The organism is Candidatus Babeliales bacterium (assembly GCA_040879965.1).
GTDB lineage: Bacteria > Babelota > Babeliae > Babelales > JACPOV01 > JBBDJI01.
Genome location: JBBDJI010000013.1, coordinates 28,083 through 43,987 on the forward strand (window position 1 = coordinate 28,083; position 15,905 = coordinate 43,987).

Here is a 15,905-nt window from a genome sequence, read left to right on the forward strand (position 1 = left end):
AGGTTGTTATGACGAAGCTTAAAACATTTGTCGAAGGATTTTCCGATATTTTAGTTAAGAATAACGTTATCGAAACTGATAGAGCGAAAGCAATAAAAAAACTATTTTATGACAGCGCAAAGCCTTCATTTGTTTACTTTTTACTCGAAGAAGGCCTTATTGACCGAGAAGACATTCTGAATGCTTTGAGTGAATATTATCGAGTTCCCGCTTTTGATGTGGTAGGACATTTCTTTGATCATCACTTAGTACGTAAATTTCCAAAAGACCTATTATTACGCAATGCTATGATTCCATTAGAGGTTGATGAAAACATGTTGATTGTAATAGCAAGTGAACCAGATAACCCAGATTTATTAAGTATTATAGGTGACAATGTGTCATACGATGTGCGGTTTATGGTTGGTATTGAACCGGATATCACTGATGCGGTTAAAGAGTTTTATGAGCTTGCAGTTACTCAAGTTCCTGAAGATGTTGATATAAAAGAGGAATATCGTGATCAAGATGAAGCGGAAGATATTTGGTTAGAGGAATTAGAAGAGGATTAAATGGCAATAGAATCGTCAGTCATACAATTGGTTGATGATATTATTCAAAGTGCCGTTGCATATTCGGCTTCAGATATTCACTTTGAATCTACGGCTCAAGATTTACGTGTTAGATATCGTATCGATGGATTATTGTATGATCAACAAGCTATAGCGCAATCCAGGGCGTTGCAGATTCTTTCCCGTATTAAAATTATGAGTCATCTTGATATTGCTGAAAAACGTATTCCTCAAGATGGCAAATTTCGTATTAAATATAACAATCAAGAAATTGATTTGCGCGTATCTAGTTTTCCTTCTGTATATGGCGAAAAAATTGTAATTCGTATTTTAGACCGTTCACATACAATGATTGTACTAGATAATTTAGGTATGTCTTGCACAATATATAAGGGATTAAAAGATCTTATTGAAAAGCAACATGGTTTTTTCTTGGTTACGGGGCCAACTGGCTCAGGAAAAACGACAACATTATATGGTGCACTTGCATGGTTAAATACTGCTGAAAAAAATATTATTACACTTGAAGATCCAGTAGAATATAATATTTCAGGTATCACGCAAGGGCAAATTCATCCGCAAGCAGGTTTTACTTTTGCACGTGGTATAAGATCTATGTTGCGGCAAGATCCGGATGTAGTTATGATCGGTGAAATACGAGATAAAGAAACGGCACGCATTGCAATTGAAGCAGCGCTTACCGGCCATATGGTATTAAGTACCGTCCATACTAATAATGCGCCAAGCGTGATTATGCGGCTTATGGATATGGGTATCGAACCATTTTTAATTAATGCTGCATTAACGGGTGTTTTAGCACAACGATTAGTACGAATCTTGTGTTCAGCTTGTAAATATTTACGAAGTCCTAATGAGCAAGAAAAAAGCGTTATGCATAATATTGGTCTTTCATTAGATATGCTCTATGATGCCAAAGGTTGCACACATTGCCTTAGCCTAGGGTATAAAGGCCGTACTGGTATTTTTGAACTTTTGATAATGACTGATGCTTTGCGAGAATTAATTGTTCAACATCCATCATTTAATGGTATTCATGATCAAGTACTCAAAGATGGTATGCAGACATTACTTAATGATGCAAAAGATAAAGTTAAGCATGGTATAATTTCATTAAAAGAATTGCTCCGCGTACTTTTATAAAATTATTTAGAATTTAGAAAGCCTTGAATTATTTTACCCAAAGCAGGCGTTGCAAAATATAATAAGCCAAAACCTAGACAAGTACTGATACTAAAATAGGTTTTATGCAAGCGAGCTATTTTGTTTTCATATTCTTTTTTAAGGTGATTTTCTAAATTTTGCATATTTTCTGCTTTATTTGAAAAGGATTGAGATTTTTGCTGTTGAGCGATGTCTAATTGATTTTTATATTTTTCGCATTGTGTACAAATAGTTTGGATTGGATTTTCTTGGTTTAATGAATTTTTAGATAATGATTTCATAAGATCATCAACGTCACATTCGTGAGTATATTCTTCATCTTGTTTTTTTAAAATTTTTAAATTTTGAAATGCCGTATTAAGTTCTTTTTGTTCCCCGTCAGAGAACATATTATTAGATGAAGTGAATTTGATATAGGTAGAAGGAGTTTTTTCTAGGTCATCTGTAGACGCAGATTTATCAGGATTTTGTGGAGTTATTTGTGAAGTTAAAGGAGGAACGATAGTTGAAGATTTGGATGGATTAGAAATTTTTTGCAAAGCTAAGCAATATTGTTCGAAAGAAGTAGCTCTGTCTAGTTGACGTCTATCTTCCATGCCCTTCATTGCCCATGTTATTAATGAACTACTCAAAACTACGAATATAACACTCCAGGTAAACTTCATGATTTCCTCTTTGATTAATTTCTGCCAAAATATTAAAAAATTTTTATTACTTTTTTATGCAATGAAATACAAAAAACGCTACTTAATAAGGAATTAACGCTTTAAAATCTATTAGCTAATTTTTGCTTGCCGATTTTTGCCTGTAAAGGGTTAACTAATGCGGCAAATAAGAATGCAAATGAGTAGGCTTTTAAATTCATTGAACTTCCTATCAAATTCATAATTGTATTTCGTTGTTGATTTAGTGCTTAGTGTAGCCCGGTTTTCTTGATTGTCAATTGTTTCAAGCTAAAAATAAAATGTTATTTTTTCAACCAGTACGCATGAATGGGGTGCAAAAGATTTAACTGCAAATAATCAAGAAGAAATGTGGATATATTCATAAGCGATTTTTTTATAAATGGTTGGAAATAAATGCATAAAATTGCGGTAATAAACAAGGTTTTTTTAAAATGGCGTTTAAAAAATGGCTCCTTATTTTTAATGCGCTGAGTAAATTCATTATGATATTCAGAAAAAACAGTTTCTTTCAGTTCTTTGGTTAATTCTTTTTGGTTTAAAAGCTGTTCTTTAAATGTTAATGTTAATTGCGGAAACTGATCGGGGTTATCCTGAACTTTTTTTAGGACTTTTTCTTCAATTTTATTATAAGTTCTTTCATTTATAAAATTTGCGATAGAAGAAAAATCTAGCATGTTTGTTTCCATTTGCTCTTTTTTGGCATGTTCTTCAGTAAATTGAATATTATGATCACAAGTAAGCTTTAGCAATAATGATCTAAATTCATTCGATTGTTCTGCGTTGAGCTTGTGTTCATTAATTTTTACAATAAATTGCTCAGGTAAAGCCTGTATTATTTTAATTTTTATTTGTGCTGTTTGCCCACTTATAAGAAAATTATTAAATTTCTGTAAATTTACAAATGATTGATTAGGTGTCTGCTGATAAGGAGTTAATTGATTTTCTTCATCCATAGCTGATAATGAAAAATTAAAAAGTAAGAAAGATAGCAAAATACTTTTTTTCATATCTACTCCTATTTATTTTTATTTTCTGTAAGTAGTTTAAAATATCGTTAAATACAGTTAAAGTATTTGTATAGAAAGCAACATTTTTTGTTTTTAACTAACCTTATTTTGGAATTTTTATGCAATTAATTTTAGAAATCAAAAATCTTCAAGTAGCAGTTGAAGATACAATAATAATAAATGACTTTAACCTTGAGATCAGTGCAGGTGAATTACATGTTCTTATGGGGCCAAATGGCTCCGGTAAAAGCACATTGGCACTTACATTAATGGGGCATCCTCGCTATCAAGTAAAAAAAGGATTAATTGCTTTAAATAGTCAAGAAATCACGCATATCTCTCCTGATAAGCGAGCAAAAGCGGGATTATTTTTATCATTCCAACAGCCGCAAGAGATTCCAGGTGTACAAGTGTTTAATTTTTTAAAAGAAGCGCGGCGTGCAATTACAGGAAATAATGAAGGTGTAGATGAAATCTATGATGAATTGTGTGATTATATGGATTTGCTTGGTATTGATCAACGATTTGCTTATCGCAACTTGAATGATGGGTTTTCTGGGGGTGAAAAAAAACGTTTTGAGTTGTTACAGTTATTAATGTTAAAACCTAAATTAGTGATTCTTGATGAAATTGATTCAGGCTTGGATATTGATGCATTAAAATCGGTTGCTGAAGGTATTCAATTAGCTCAAGAACAAAACCCTGATTTAAGCATTTTATTAATTACCCATTATCAACGAATTTTAAAGCATATAAAAACTCCCGACTATGTACATATTTTACAAAAAGGTACTTTGCAGCAATCCGGAAATTACCAATTAATTGAAGCAATCGAACAAGGCGGCTATGAAATATTCAATTAGTTTATCGCACTGATTTAATACTTTAAAAATGAACTAAGTGATGGTTTCAATACATTCTTAAAAAAACCATATAGCATAAAAGGGATCATTGGTAGTACGATTATAGCCCATATTCTTGAAATGATTTGAGTTTTTTTCTTTTCTTGCGCAATCCGTTTTTTACTAAGTTCATCTTGATCTTTTAACAAAGATTTATATCCTTTGTGCAATTTTTGAAAATCTTCTAATCTGGTGGTATTTTTTTTTTGAGTATTTAGTGCTTCAAAAGATTGATTAAGTTCTTGTAAATTAGAAGTGGATTTTTTTGAAAGATTTGGGAAAAAATTGTTTACCATATGATTTGCTGATGTTAGCCAGTTATTAAAATATCCTTGTTGATTAGGGTTAGATTTTGCTTGAGTGGACATAACTCCACCTGCAGAATTGTTTAAAGGAGTAACGAAAACAAATAATACTGATAATTTAAATAAATTTTTCATAGAATTCTTTCTAAAATAATGATTAAAATATTTAGTTCTATAATTTTTATATTCTCTGACGTAACCAACGGAATGTGCCAATGCAACATCCTAAAGAGAGTAAAACCGCTTTTTCAGATAAGAATGAAGCCGCTTTTCCAATTATATTTGCACGCCAGGTCGCAAGAGAGCTCTTAATACCAATACTAAAAAGTTCTGAAATTGGTAACAACGATCCTTTATTACAACAAGCTAAAACTATTGAACCTACTGCAATATGCCAAAGACTAATTCCTGATTTTTGATTAGGCGTTCGATTTGCTGCTATTAAGTTCTGATTTCTTTGGAATAATTGAGCATAACTTTGCTGCAAATTTTCATTCATTTGGTTCAAAATATGAATAGTCTCTATATTTTCTTGAGCCTCTTCTTTAATTATTGTTAATTCATGGACTAATATTTCTTTGTCTTTTTCTAATTTTTTTTCATGATTTGTTATATTAGGAGAAATTTCAATTTCTTTGTTAAGATTTATTAAATCTAACCTAAGCTGATTTATTTTTTCTTTTTCTCTGTTAAGAGCTTGGAGTTCTTTTTTAATTTTTTCTTCTTTAAGGGCTTTTTTGTTTTTTTTCAAGGGTAAACCAAATTTTTGTTGTTTCTTTGGTGTTTGATTTGTTACTTCCATTCCATAGATTGAATTAATGTTTACTATAAAAAATAATAAAATTTTAAATATTTTTATTTTCATTAATTTTTCTTATTATTAAAGAGTTTTTTTAATTGTTAATGAATTGCTCGATGCCATAAATTGCGGCATACATGCGTGAAACCAAAAAAAGCTTTTTCTATTAAAGGCCGTGCAAGAATGCCAGTAGCTACCGCACTCATTGTACAGTATATGAGATGTTTTCTCCACCAAGAATTGTTTTCGAGTTCAAGAGTTTGTGCATTATTTAATTTTTTTTCTAAGATACTATTTTTTTTAGTTAATTGTTCTTCGTTCTTTTTCAATTTATCAAAATTAGATTGCGAAGGGATTATTTCGCGTAAATTTCTTAAAAAATCAGAAGCATTATCATCAAATCTTGTTTGTGAAAGTCTGTTTATTTTTTTTTCCAATGCACTTATTAAGTCAGTTAACTGATTTATATTATTTTTTAAAATAGTTCGATCATTTGTTTTTAAAGTTATTTTACCGTTTACTGAAACGAAAGTAATTTGCTTTAATTGTTCCAATATATTTTGGAATGCTACTCGCGAAACGGTAGGATTATTTTCAGTAATATTTGGTTTTTTAACGTAAACTGCATAATTTGAATCTGAATTATTTTCTTGGGAGCATTTTTTAAGAATTGCATCCTTAATTACTTTTGTTTTGCAGATTAATGGAATAAATGTATTTTGAAAATTATTCTGATTTTCAGTCCATAGCGTTTCGAGTAATTTCCCATCATTAGCCATAAGTGATATGCCGGTAAGTAATTTTGCGAGCGGGGTGAGATCGATAAATATTTCTTGTTTTCTTTCTCCAATATCTGTTGTTTGTTTCGGAGTTATTGATAAGTCATTTAAAGTTTGAGATATTTTTTGCGCTTCATTTGGAGATATTTTTTCACCATTTAATTTAAATGGTACTGTTTTCCATGAGTGATTTAAGTTTATACCGTTAACATTAAAAGTTTGCCATAATGATTTAGAATTTTCATGAACAACTAAGGCGTTTTTTTCTGTTTCCATTCCTAATAATGGAGGAGTAGAGATTGCACACATCGGCAATAAAATAATTTTAAATAATTTCATGATTTTCCTCCATTGAAAATAAATCGTCATGGTGTTTATTTTTATTGATCTTGTCTTTTTTTAAATATAACACAAATTGTCAATTTCTCAACTGCATCATACAAATTAGGTTATTTTTCTTTCAATTTTGCTTGATAGATGATAATATGCAAAAAAACTTTTATTAAAATTATCAAATTGAAACGAAATTATGTATAAAAGTCCTAAGGGTTTAAGCCGAGAACGAGTTGCTGAAATTTCAGAACGAAAGAAAGAGCCGAGCTGGATGCTTGAATTTCGATTAAAAGCTCTTGAAATTTTTGAACAAAAGCCAATGCCTACTTGGGGAGCCGATCTTTCAAAGCTCAATGCAGATGATATTTGTTATTATCTGAATCCAATTGACAAACAAAAAAGTTCATGGGATGAAGTACCAGAAAATATAAAACAGACATTTGAACGATTAGGTATTCCAGAAGCCGAACGAGAAATGCTTGCCGGCGTTGGGGCGCAGTTTGAATCAGAATTAGTATATAAAAAATTAAAAGAAAAATGGGCAGAGCAAGGCGTAATTTTTTCTGATATTTCTGAAGCTTTAACGACGCATAGCGAAATTATAAAAGAATATTTTGCAAGTGTGGTGCCGCCACATGATAATAAATTTGCGGCGCTTAATTCTGCGGTTTGGTCTGGTGGTAGTTTTGTATACGTACCATCAGGGGTTCAGATTGATATGCCATTGCAAGCGTACTTTAGAATTAATGAAGCGCAAATGGGACAATTTGAACGGACATTGATTATAGCAGAACCCGGAAGTTTTGTTCATTATGTTGAAGGCTGTAGTGCACCAGTTTATAGTGTTAATTCATTACACAGTGCGGTAGTAGAAATTATTGTATTGCCGGGTGCCCATGTGCGATATACAACTATCCAAAATTGGGCTAGAAATATTTATAACTTAGTTACTAAGCGGGCTATCGTTTTAAAAGATGCAAAAATGGAATGGATTGATGGTAATTTTGGTAGTTATGTCACAATGAAGTATCCTTCTATTATTTTAAAAGAATCGGGAGCCAAAGGAGAAATTATTTCAATTGCGGTGGCCGGGAATGGTCAACATCAGGACGCTGGAGGAAAAGTTATTCATTTAGCGCCTCGTACTACTTCAAATATAATTTCAAAATCGATCAGCAAAGATGGTGGCCGTGCAAGCTATCGTGGCTTATTAAAAGTGATAAAAGGAGCAACTGCCGTAAAGTCAACGGTGCAGTGTGAAGCTTTATTATTAGATAAGGAATCGCGTTCTGATACGTATCCAACTATTGATGTCAAAGAAGAAGAGGTTTCTATTGGGCATGAAGCTTCAGTCAGCGCATTAAGTGATGAACATATTTTTTATTTAATGAGTAGAGGTTTCTCGCAACCCCAGGCACAAGCATTAATTGTGAATGGCTTTATTGATTCTTTTGTGCAATTATTGCCTATGGAATACGCAGTAGAAATTAATCGACTCATTGAGCTTGAAATGGAAGGATCGATTGGATAATTTATTAAAACAATCATTTAATAATATTTATGAAAAAAAAGCAGAGTTTTTTATGGGAGATATTGCTGATTTTGTAAGCAATTATGCCAATGCTCAAAATTATTTTGAAAATAAATCTTTAATACTTCCAGAAAAAGCTTTAACAATTTTTGTACCTTCTAATACCTGTGTTGAAGAACCCATTATATTATCCGATGCTCAAGCAGCAATTGAAAAAATATTTATTATCTTAGAGCCCGGTGCTCAGCTAATTATTCATGATATACGCTTACAATCAGCTGGCAAAGCAGTTCGTGATATTTTTATTGAAATACAGGAAAATGCACAGCTTACTTATTTTTATGATCAAGCGACATTATCTGATGCAGAAGAATTAATGCAATGTACGGCGGAAATTAAAGAAAATGGTTATTTTTGTTTTGTTCCAATTGATACTGGGGCTGCTAATTTCAGACTTACCTGCGATGTACAATTACTTGGCAATAATGCTCGTACAGATATAACGGGTTTTTATTTATTACAAAAGAATCAAAAGCACGAAATTATTACGCAGCAACAGCACAAAGCAAAAAATACTCAAAGTAATTTATCTATTAACGGTATTTTGCGCGATCAATCATATTGTTCGTATCGAGGCAATATTAATATTAATGAAAATGCAGCGAATTCTATAGCAGCACAAACTAATAAAAATATATTATTTGGAAATCAAGCACGAGCGGTATCGATTCCTTCATTAGAAGTTAAAGTGCACGAGGTGCAATGTAAACATGGTAGTGCAGTAGGACAGTTAAATGTTGAAGATATTTTTTATTTACAATCACGGGGGTTACCATATCAGCAAATAAAACAATTATTATTAGAAGCATTTTTGAAGCAAGCTTTTGTTCATTTATCTGATTCAATTATAGAAAAAATACATTTTCGCATGAATGAATTTTTCAATGAATAGTTGGCTTTCTTGTTGATTTAAGCTACCATAAGTGCCAATAAATTTTTAAAGGGAGATCATTTTATGAATTGGTATTTTAATAATTTATTCTTTTCCTTAGTTCTTATCAGTTCTTTTTTTTGTTATAGCAATGAAAAATTAAATGAAATAGGTACAATATCTGAGTCAATTAAGCCAAAATTGACTAGTGGATCAGGATTGCTTGATGCAGCATTTGGTCGCAATGGTTTTAATGAAGTTTTTTCAACTGCTTGTGAATATGCTGATGATACCGATCCAAAAGCGAAGAAGTTTGGCATGACTTTGTTGAAAGAATTACATTTAAGTGGATTTCAGTATGCCGCAACTGATCGATTAGTTACTATTCATGCGCAAGAAAATAATCTGAAAATGGCGCAAGCATATTTAGAATCTTCTGGATACCCGCCCCATCAATTAGAATGTGCAAAAAAATATTTTGAGGAGAATCAACGGAAAAAAGCCTTTAAATATTTAGCCAATGCATGTTGGCCAAGTATTATTCAAGCTGATTTTGTTAACGAGCAAGAAGAAGTTGTTACAAAAGATTTATTGGTTCATTTACACGCACCAGCAATAAAAAAAGCGGCACGAGAATATAATAAAGAATTTGGAAAAGAACAAGCTGCTTTATATTATGGTCATTTAGCATATTCATTAACTAATGATTTATCTTGGACAAAATTATTAGGAGATATTTATTATAGATTATTTGAGCCAGAGAAGGCTTATATTTGTTTTGATGTTGCAGCACAATATGGTAATTGGGATGCTAAAATTAAAACTGCTTCAATGATTTATACTGGTCAAGGTATAAAAAAAGATTCATATGAAGGTTTTAAGCAATTAGCTGATTTAATTGTTGATTCAGATACACCACCAAAATCGAAGCAAAAGGCTTTGGCCATATTGCAAAAACTTGCGGTTAAAAAGAATGATTTTATTGCGCAATCTTTTTTAATACCAATTTTATTAGAAACTGGTAAACCCGGAATTGGGATTCATTTGTTTGATAAAGTTACGCATTATTTGATGGAAACAGATGATGAAAATAAAACAAAAGTTAAAAATTTTATAAATACTTCTTTATTTGGAAAAGTAAATGAATATGCTGAAAAGCATAATAGCTATTACGGACAGCGTGTAAAACATTGTATTGCAGATCTTTTTTTGCATGCTGGAAATTATGAAGAAGCATTTAAACGATATCATTTATTCATAAAATATCAGCCAAAAATAGGTTCACAATTATCACATTTATTAGCTGAGCCAATAATATGTTCACAATTATCATATTTATTGTCTGAGATAGATAATTTAGTAAAACAAGGAGAATTACAAAAAATTAAATCTATTTTTATGGAATATCAAGAAACAATTGGTAATTTTTATATAAATCATACCAAATTTCCGGATCAATTACTGTATATAATTATTACTATGTTTAAGACTAATCAAGAATGTTCGTTAAATTTATTAGAAAAATTAATACAGACAAGAACTTTAAGTAGTAATAAATTTATATTGAATCAAATAGTCACTCAGTTGAAAAAAAATTCTTCAAAAAATCCACAAGCTTCTTATGTTCTTTTTCTCATTTTTGACAAAAACTATATAAAAAATAATGGTAAAGAAGCACGAAAATATTTTGCTAAAGCATTGCGCGACGAGTATCCACAAGCAGTATTTCTAGATGTTCAAAAAAAATCTACTCATAAAGGAGTTGATTTATGGTATTTTATAAAAAAGTATGTAGATTCCCAGAATAAACAAGAAAACGAATTGACCGATCAAGCAAGAAAAATTCTTGAAAAATTAGCTCAATTAGGGGATATAGAAGCTTGCTATGCTATGTGTGATTTGTTAATTACAATACAACCATCTGAAGCATTGAATTATTTAAATAAAGCAGAAGATCAGGTAAATGAAAAATCATTACAGAGAGCTGAGATTTTTGATATTGAAAATTTATTAATAAAATGCAGTAACTCTTCATTTGATGTTACCCAAGCACTCGCTAAATTTTATGAGAAACGTTCGCAGAAAAAATCATATAAACAAAAAGCATGCTCTACTTATATAAAATTATTATCTCAACATAATGATGAATATAATTATGACATTATATTAAATAAATTACTTAAATATGCACAATCAGGAAATGTAGATGCAATTGAGACTATTTTAAATGTTTATATAAACCATAATCATGATCATTTATTTAGTAAAAAAATTGTCCATGTTTTAGATAAAATGGATTCTAAGCCTTTTGATCTCTTAAAAAAATCGAATGTTATATCTAAATTAATTGATACAGTATGTAAAAATAATGATACCGAATTATATTATCCACTTGGAGAATATCTTATTAGAGTGAATAAACCAGCATCAAAATGGTTTGAATTGGGTATGGAATTACTACAAAAAGTAAGCAATCAAAATATTAAAGCTAAAAATATGCTTTTTGATGTTTACTTGCAAGATCCAGAAAGCTATGAAAAAGCAGGACAACTTTTAGATTCAGTTATTTGTTCTATTGATGAAAATAATAAGAGTGACGTACAATTTTTGAATCAAAGTATTGCAGCATTAGAAAAGTTTGCACCAAAAAATAAAGATATAGCCTATTCCTTGGCAATAATCTTTGAAAAAGGTATTTCATCGGTCATTAATGCTGATCAAAAACGAGCGCTTGCATTTAAAATGCAAGCGGCAAATCAAGGACATGCTAAGGCACTATTCGAATGCGGTGTTCATTTGTTAGAACAAAACATGGATCCAAAAAGTATTAAAAAAGCGATATATTTTTTTGGTCAGGCAATGTTTGCAGATCAAGAAGAACACCTAAATGAAGCCATAAAAATATTAACGTTTTTAATGGAAAATGGTCATCCAGAGGCATTTTGTGTATTGGTTAATAATTTATTTGATGTATATCCAGACAAAAATAGAGCATTGGAGCATTTCCAAAAAGGAGTGCAATTTTTTTGTAGATTACCAATAATACTCCTACCTCATTTAAAAAAAGAAGGATTATATGACCGTATAAACAACATATCTAAAGAAAATGGATCCGCATCCTATTTGCTTGGTTTAATTTACATTGATGCAATTGAAAAACAAAAAAAATCAATTGAATATTCCTTGCCGGAATTAATAATAGCAGAAAAATATCTTAAGCAGGCATTGAATTTAGAATTAAAGGAAGATGAAAAAAAAATTGCCCAAAAATATTTAAAAAATATTTGTGAGACTATTGTTTGCCATTATATTGAAAATGATCAATTAGAAAAGGCAGAACCATATGCTGAATATTTGGATACAACAGGGAATATGCATTTTTCATTTGCTTTAAGCAAACAATTAATCATAAAATCAAATGATCAAGAACGGAAAAAAGGATATGAACTGCTAAAAAAATCTGCTCATAAAAATCTGCATTCTGCTATGTTGCTTGGCGATCTTGAATGTGAGTGTTGTGAAATTATAAGAAATGCTGGTATTGAAAGGGATCATATAATAAATCTATTACTTGATCATCGGAAAAACTGCTCTGTTCTTGATTGTTTATATATAGATAATTTATTAAAAAAACTAAAGGTAGATATTAAATTTTTAGATCCACAAGAAATAAAGAATCGTTTGCCTGAAAATAATAATGGTGAAAAAGAATGCGCTCAAGCACTTTATTTTTTACAAAATAGGTTTTTCAATAAGGCATTTGAATTGTTTACAAAGGCAGAAGAATTAGGAAATATACATGCTAAAGCGTATTTAGGAAAAATGTATATTGAAGGGTTCGGAGTAGAACAATCTATAGAAAAAGGGATTATTCTTTTAGATTATTTTATTAAAAATCTACAAATTAAACTGCATCAATATAATGAGTTGCATTTACAAGAAGAAGTTTTATCAATTTTGAATGATGTGGTGCCACAGATAAATCAAGAAATGTTAGAAATGGGTTTTTTAGGTCTAATAAATTGCATGAAACCTATAATTGAAAAAGATGCGGTTAAACAAAAAAATCTATATTGTACTATCCCTGCATACTTACCGTTAATTCATTATGAATTAAAACTTTTTAAAACACAGCATAATCTTGAATTTTTACGTCGATTGCTTTCTTGTTTTGACAATTTTATAGAAATACTTGTTGCTTCAGAATATTTTAATCCAGAAGTTGAAACGCAAGTAAATAATTTATTTGAATACTTAGATAAAAATCGATTGAATTATCCCATGATTTCTTATTCTCTTGGCAAAAATTTTTGTCTTGGTGCGCAATTTAAACGACAAATATTTAATGTGCCTTTTGATGTTTTAACTTATTATAATAAAGCAAAAGAATATGCAGAATATGCACTCTTAAAAGAAGAAAATCCATCTGAACAAAAAAAATATAAATATGATCTATGTAGTATTATTTTATGTAAAGCACAATGGATTAATAGTAATGCATTTGATTATAAAGTTATTACTCAATTATATGAAGAAGCTTTCAATGTTGATCCTTGCCATGAGGGATTGGTAAAAATAATCAACTTTTTTTATTTAAATGGTAATGCTAAATTATCCTCAGATGAATCAATAGAGTTAGCTTTAAAATGGCTCGAAAAATTGGCACAAAAAAATAATATAGAAGCACAACGCTTTTTATGGAGAAGGTTAATTAAAGGTACCGATACATTAGGATGTGGAGGAAAAATAACTCCGAATATAGAAAAAGGAATAAAATATTTGAAGATGGCAGCAGAAAATGAAGATAGAGATGCTATTGCTGCCCTTGCAATGATATATAAGGATGGTATTCAGCATAAAAAAAATATTAATGAAGCAATAAAATTATATGAAAAAGCAATAGCAAAAGGATATTATGACGGTTATCAAAAATTAGGAGAAATTTATTTTGAACGTACAGAATATCAGAAAGCTTGGGAATATTTTAATCACGAATCAATGCAGAATAATGCAACGGTATTAATATATAAATGCATCATGCTTTTAAAGGGCTTAGGTGTTGAAGAATCAGAAGATAAGGGATTAGATCTTTTTGAACATGTTTTAGATGAGCTTGAAAAGAAATTTAAGGGTGAATCATGGAATACAATATATAAATCTCTATTATTAGATAATTTACTACTATTAGCAGAAAGAAAAAATTCAGAAAGAATATCTTTATTGCTTGCACGATATAATATTCAAGCAATTCGTTTGGTTACCAATTTAGACATTGGAGATCTTTTTAATAATGCGCGTCGTTATTTGCAGAAAGCTGCGAATAGTAAAAATAAGTTGATTGTGGCACAAGGAGCCTGTGCGTCAATTGATTTAAAGCTTACTTTAGAAAAAAGAAAACAACCAGATATTGTAGAATTATTCCAAATAATAAAAATTGCATTTAAGCATATTATTATTGATGAAAATACGCAAGAAAGTAAATTTATAAATAATTATACACAATCAGTTGCAAATAAATTTTTGAATTTTTTGAAAGAACATGCAAAGCAGGAAAAATATAAACAAATATTGAGAGATTATGTTGAGCTATTAAACGATAAAAAAGTTTTACGTTTAGTCCGCGAATATAACAAACAAAATAATGATGTGACAAAATGAAACGTAGTGATTTCCCTTTATTACAATCGGATCCCGCATTAATTTATTTTGATAATGCCGCTACTTCACAAAAGCCGCAACAAGTAATTGATGCCATGGTTCAATTTTATACATCTAAAAATGCGCCCATAAAAAGAGGAATTTATCAACTGGCTGAGAAGGCAACGCAAGCTTACGAAGATGCGCGGGAAAAAATAGCACAGTTTATTAACGCACAAAGCAATGAGATTGTTTTTACTTCTGGAGCAACTGAAAGTATTAATTTTATTGCTTCAACCTGGGGGCAAGCGCAGTTGCAAGAGGGCGATGAAATTGTTTTGACACAACTTGAACATCATTCTAATTTATTGCCATGGCAGCAGCTTGCATTAAAAAAAAAGTTAACTATCAAATTTATTCCAGTCACGGTTAATGGGTTGCTTGATTTATCTGATATTGAATCAATTATTACGCAAAAAACAAAACTTGTTTCATTCTTAGATGTATCGAATGCGATCGGTACTACGGTAGATGTTCAAGTTATAGTTAAGCGAGCGCGTGCTGTTGGTGCTAAAGTTTTAATTGATGCGTGCCAATCGGTGCCGCATAAAAAAATTAATGTGAAGCAATATGATTGCGATTTTTTAGCATTTTCAGGGCATAAAATGCTTGGCCCAACAGGCATTGGTGTGTTGTTTATCAAAAAAGAAATACAACCAGAAGTGCCGCCATATCAATTTGGAGGCGGTATGGTTTTGCAAGCCGGTTATGAAAAATCAGAATGGCTGAAGCCGCCCTATTGTTATGAGGCAGGTACGCCGCCTATTGCGCAAGCAATTGGGCTTGGCGCAGCTATTGATTACTTAAATCAATATGTTGATTTTGAACAACTAAAAAAGCATGAAGCATCATTGTGTGCCAAGCTAATTAGCGGTTTGCAGGAATTGCCAAATATCAGAATTTTAGGCCCGATTAAGCAACTTATGCAGATGGGGCATATGGTAAGTTTTGTGCATGAAAAGTATCATTTTCATGATATTGGTGCTTATTTAGATCAGCATAATATTTGTGTACGTACTGGTCATTATTGTGCGCAGCCACTTGCGCAAAAATTACAGATCGATGGTTCGGTGCGCGTAAGCTTTTACGGTTATAATGCACAGGAAGAAATAGATCGGCTTGTTTATGCTATGTCTTTGTTACAATGAGAAAACATTTGGTTTGTTTTTATTCGTTTTAATCTAGACCCCGAGCCTCAAAAT

The 15,905-nt window shown here is 30.8% G+C and carries 12 protein-coding genes; 7 read left to right on the forward strand and 5 right to left on the reverse strand.

The features are described 5' to 3' along the window. Positions 1 to 8 precede the first annotated feature (8 nt). Entirely contained in the window at positions 9 to 551 is a 543-nt protein-coding gene (locus WDZ41_03775; GenBank protein ID MEX0940453.1) for a hypothetical protein, read from the forward strand. After that, entirely contained in the window at positions 552 to 1,712 is a 1,161-nt protein-coding gene (locus WDZ41_03780; protein ID MEX0940454.1) for a GspE/PulE family protein, read from the forward strand. Between the two features lie 2 nt (positions 1,713 to 1,714). Here the strand turns inward: WDZ41_03780 and WDZ41_03785 are convergent, their stop codons facing one another. Beyond that, positions 1,715 to 2,398 (reverse strand): hypothetical protein, encoded by a 684-nt coding sequence (locus WDZ41_03785; protein MEX0940455.1) that lies wholly within the window; start codon positions 2,396 to 2,398, stop codon positions 1,715 to 1,717. Positions 2,399 to 2,700: 302 nt separating this feature from the next. Next, the gene (locus WDZ41_03790; GenBank protein MEX0940456.1) at positions 2,701 to 3,426 is read right to left on the reverse strand and encodes a hypothetical protein; all 726 of its coding nucleotides are present in this window, start codon (positions 3,424 to 3,426) and stop codon (positions 2,701 to 2,703) included. Positions 3,427 to 3,545: 119 nt separating this feature from the next. Here WDZ41_03790 and sufC point away from each other — a divergent pair, with 119 nt between their 5' ends. Then, positions 3,546 to 4,289 (forward strand): Fe-S cluster assembly ATPase SufC, encoded by a 744-nt coding sequence (gene sufC / locus WDZ41_03795; GenBank protein MEX0940457.1) that lies wholly within the window; start codon positions 3,546 to 3,548, stop codon positions 4,287 to 4,289. A 14-nt stretch (positions 4,290 to 4,303) separates the two neighbouring features. Here sufC and WDZ41_03800 read toward each other — a convergent pair whose 3' ends face one another. The 3 genes from WDZ41_03800 to WDZ41_03810 are packed head-to-tail and all read right to left on the reverse strand — an operon-like array spanning position 4,304 to position 6,550. Then, positions 4,304 to 4,768, reverse strand: coding sequence for a hypothetical protein (locus WDZ41_03800; GenBank protein ID MEX0940458.1), 465 nt, complete (start codon positions 4,766 to 4,768; stop codon positions 4,304 to 4,306). 46 nt (positions 4,769 to 4,814) lie between these two features. Next, positions 4,815 to 5,498, reverse strand: a complete 684-nt coding sequence (locus WDZ41_03805; protein ID MEX0940459.1) for a hypothetical protein — start codon at positions 5,496 to 5,498, stop codon at positions 4,815 to 4,817. Positions 5,499 to 5,533: 35 nt separating this feature from the next. Further along, complete coding sequence (locus WDZ41_03810; GenBank protein MEX0940460.1) at positions 5,534 to 6,550, reverse strand: hypothetical protein; 1,017 nt, start codon at positions 6,548 to 6,550, stop codon at positions 5,534 to 5,536. Positions 6,551 to 6,740: 190 nt separating this feature from the next. On the opposite strand from WDZ41_03810, the gene sufB reads away from it, so the two are divergent. The 4 genes from sufB to WDZ41_03830 all read left to right on the forward strand — a co-directional run bounded on the left by sufB (position 6,741) and on the right by WDZ41_03830 (position 15,851). Next, a complete protein-coding gene (sufB, locus tag WDZ41_03815) occupies positions 6,741 to 8,075 on the forward strand; it encodes a Fe-S cluster assembly protein SufB (GenBank protein MEX0940461.1) in 1,335 nt (444 codons plus the stop codon). Beyond that, complete coding sequence (locus WDZ41_03820; protein MEX0940462.1) at positions 8,068 to 9,027, forward strand: SufD family Fe-S cluster assembly protein; 960 nt, start codon at positions 8,068 to 8,070, stop codon at positions 9,025 to 9,027. Before sufB ends, WDZ41_03820 begins: the two co-directional genes overlap by 8 nt. A 63-nt stretch (positions 9,028 to 9,090) precedes the next feature. After that, a complete protein-coding gene (locus WDZ41_03825) occupies positions 9,091 to 14,664 on the forward strand; it encodes a tetratricopeptide repeat protein (protein ID MEX0940463.1) in 5,574 nt (1,857 codons plus the stop codon). Further along, a complete protein-coding gene (locus tag WDZ41_03830; protein MEX0940464.1) occupies positions 14,661 to 15,851 on the forward strand; it encodes a cysteine desulfurase in 1,191 nt (396 codons plus the stop codon). Before WDZ41_03825 ends, WDZ41_03830 begins: the two co-directional genes overlap by 4 nt. Positions 15,852 to 15,905: the final 54 nt, after the last annotated feature.

What these genes read in the sequence shown, in the direction of transcription:
- WDZ41_03775 (MEX0940453.1), top strand. Translation starts at nt 9, where the DNA reads ATGACGAAGCTTAAAACATTTGTCGAAGGATTTTCCGATATTTTAGTT.
- WDZ41_03780 (MEX0940454.1), top strand. Translation starts at nt 552, where the DNA reads ATGGCAATAGAATCGTCAGTCATACAATTGGTTGATGATATTATTCAA.
- WDZ41_03785 (MEX0940455.1), bottom strand. Translation starts at nt 2,398, where the DNA reads ATGAAGTTTACCTGGAGTGTTATATTCGTAGTTTTGAGTAGTTCATTA.
- WDZ41_03790 (MEX0940456.1), bottom strand. Translation starts at nt 3,426, where the DNA reads ATGAAAAAAAGTATTTTGCTATCTTTCTTACTTTTTAATTTTTCATTA.
- sufC (MEX0940457.1), top strand. Translation starts at nt 3,546, where the DNA reads ATGCAATTAATTTTAGAAATCAAAAATCTTCAAGTAGCAGTTGAAGAT.
- WDZ41_03800 (MEX0940458.1), bottom strand. Translation starts at nt 4,768, where the DNA reads ATGAAAAATTTATTTAAATTATCAGTATTATTTGTTTTCGTTACTCCT.
- WDZ41_03805 (MEX0940459.1), bottom strand. Translation starts at nt 5,498, where the DNA reads ATGAAAATAAAAATATTTAAAATTTTATTATTTTTTATAGTAAACATT.
- WDZ41_03810 (MEX0940460.1), bottom strand. Translation starts at nt 6,550, where the DNA reads ATGAAATTATTTAAAATTATTTTATTGCCGATGTGTGCAATCTCTACT.
- sufB (MEX0940461.1), top strand. Translation starts at nt 6,741, where the DNA reads ATGTATAAAAGTCCTAAGGGTTTAAGCCGAGAACGAGTTGCTGAAATT.
- WDZ41_03825 (MEX0940463.1), top strand. Translation starts at nt 9,091, where the DNA reads ATGAATTGGTATTTTAATAATTTATTCTTTTCCTTAGTTCTTATCAGT.
- WDZ41_03830 (MEX0940464.1), top strand. Translation starts at nt 14,661, where the DNA reads ATGAAACGTAGTGATTTCCCTTTATTACAATCGGATCCCGCATTAATT.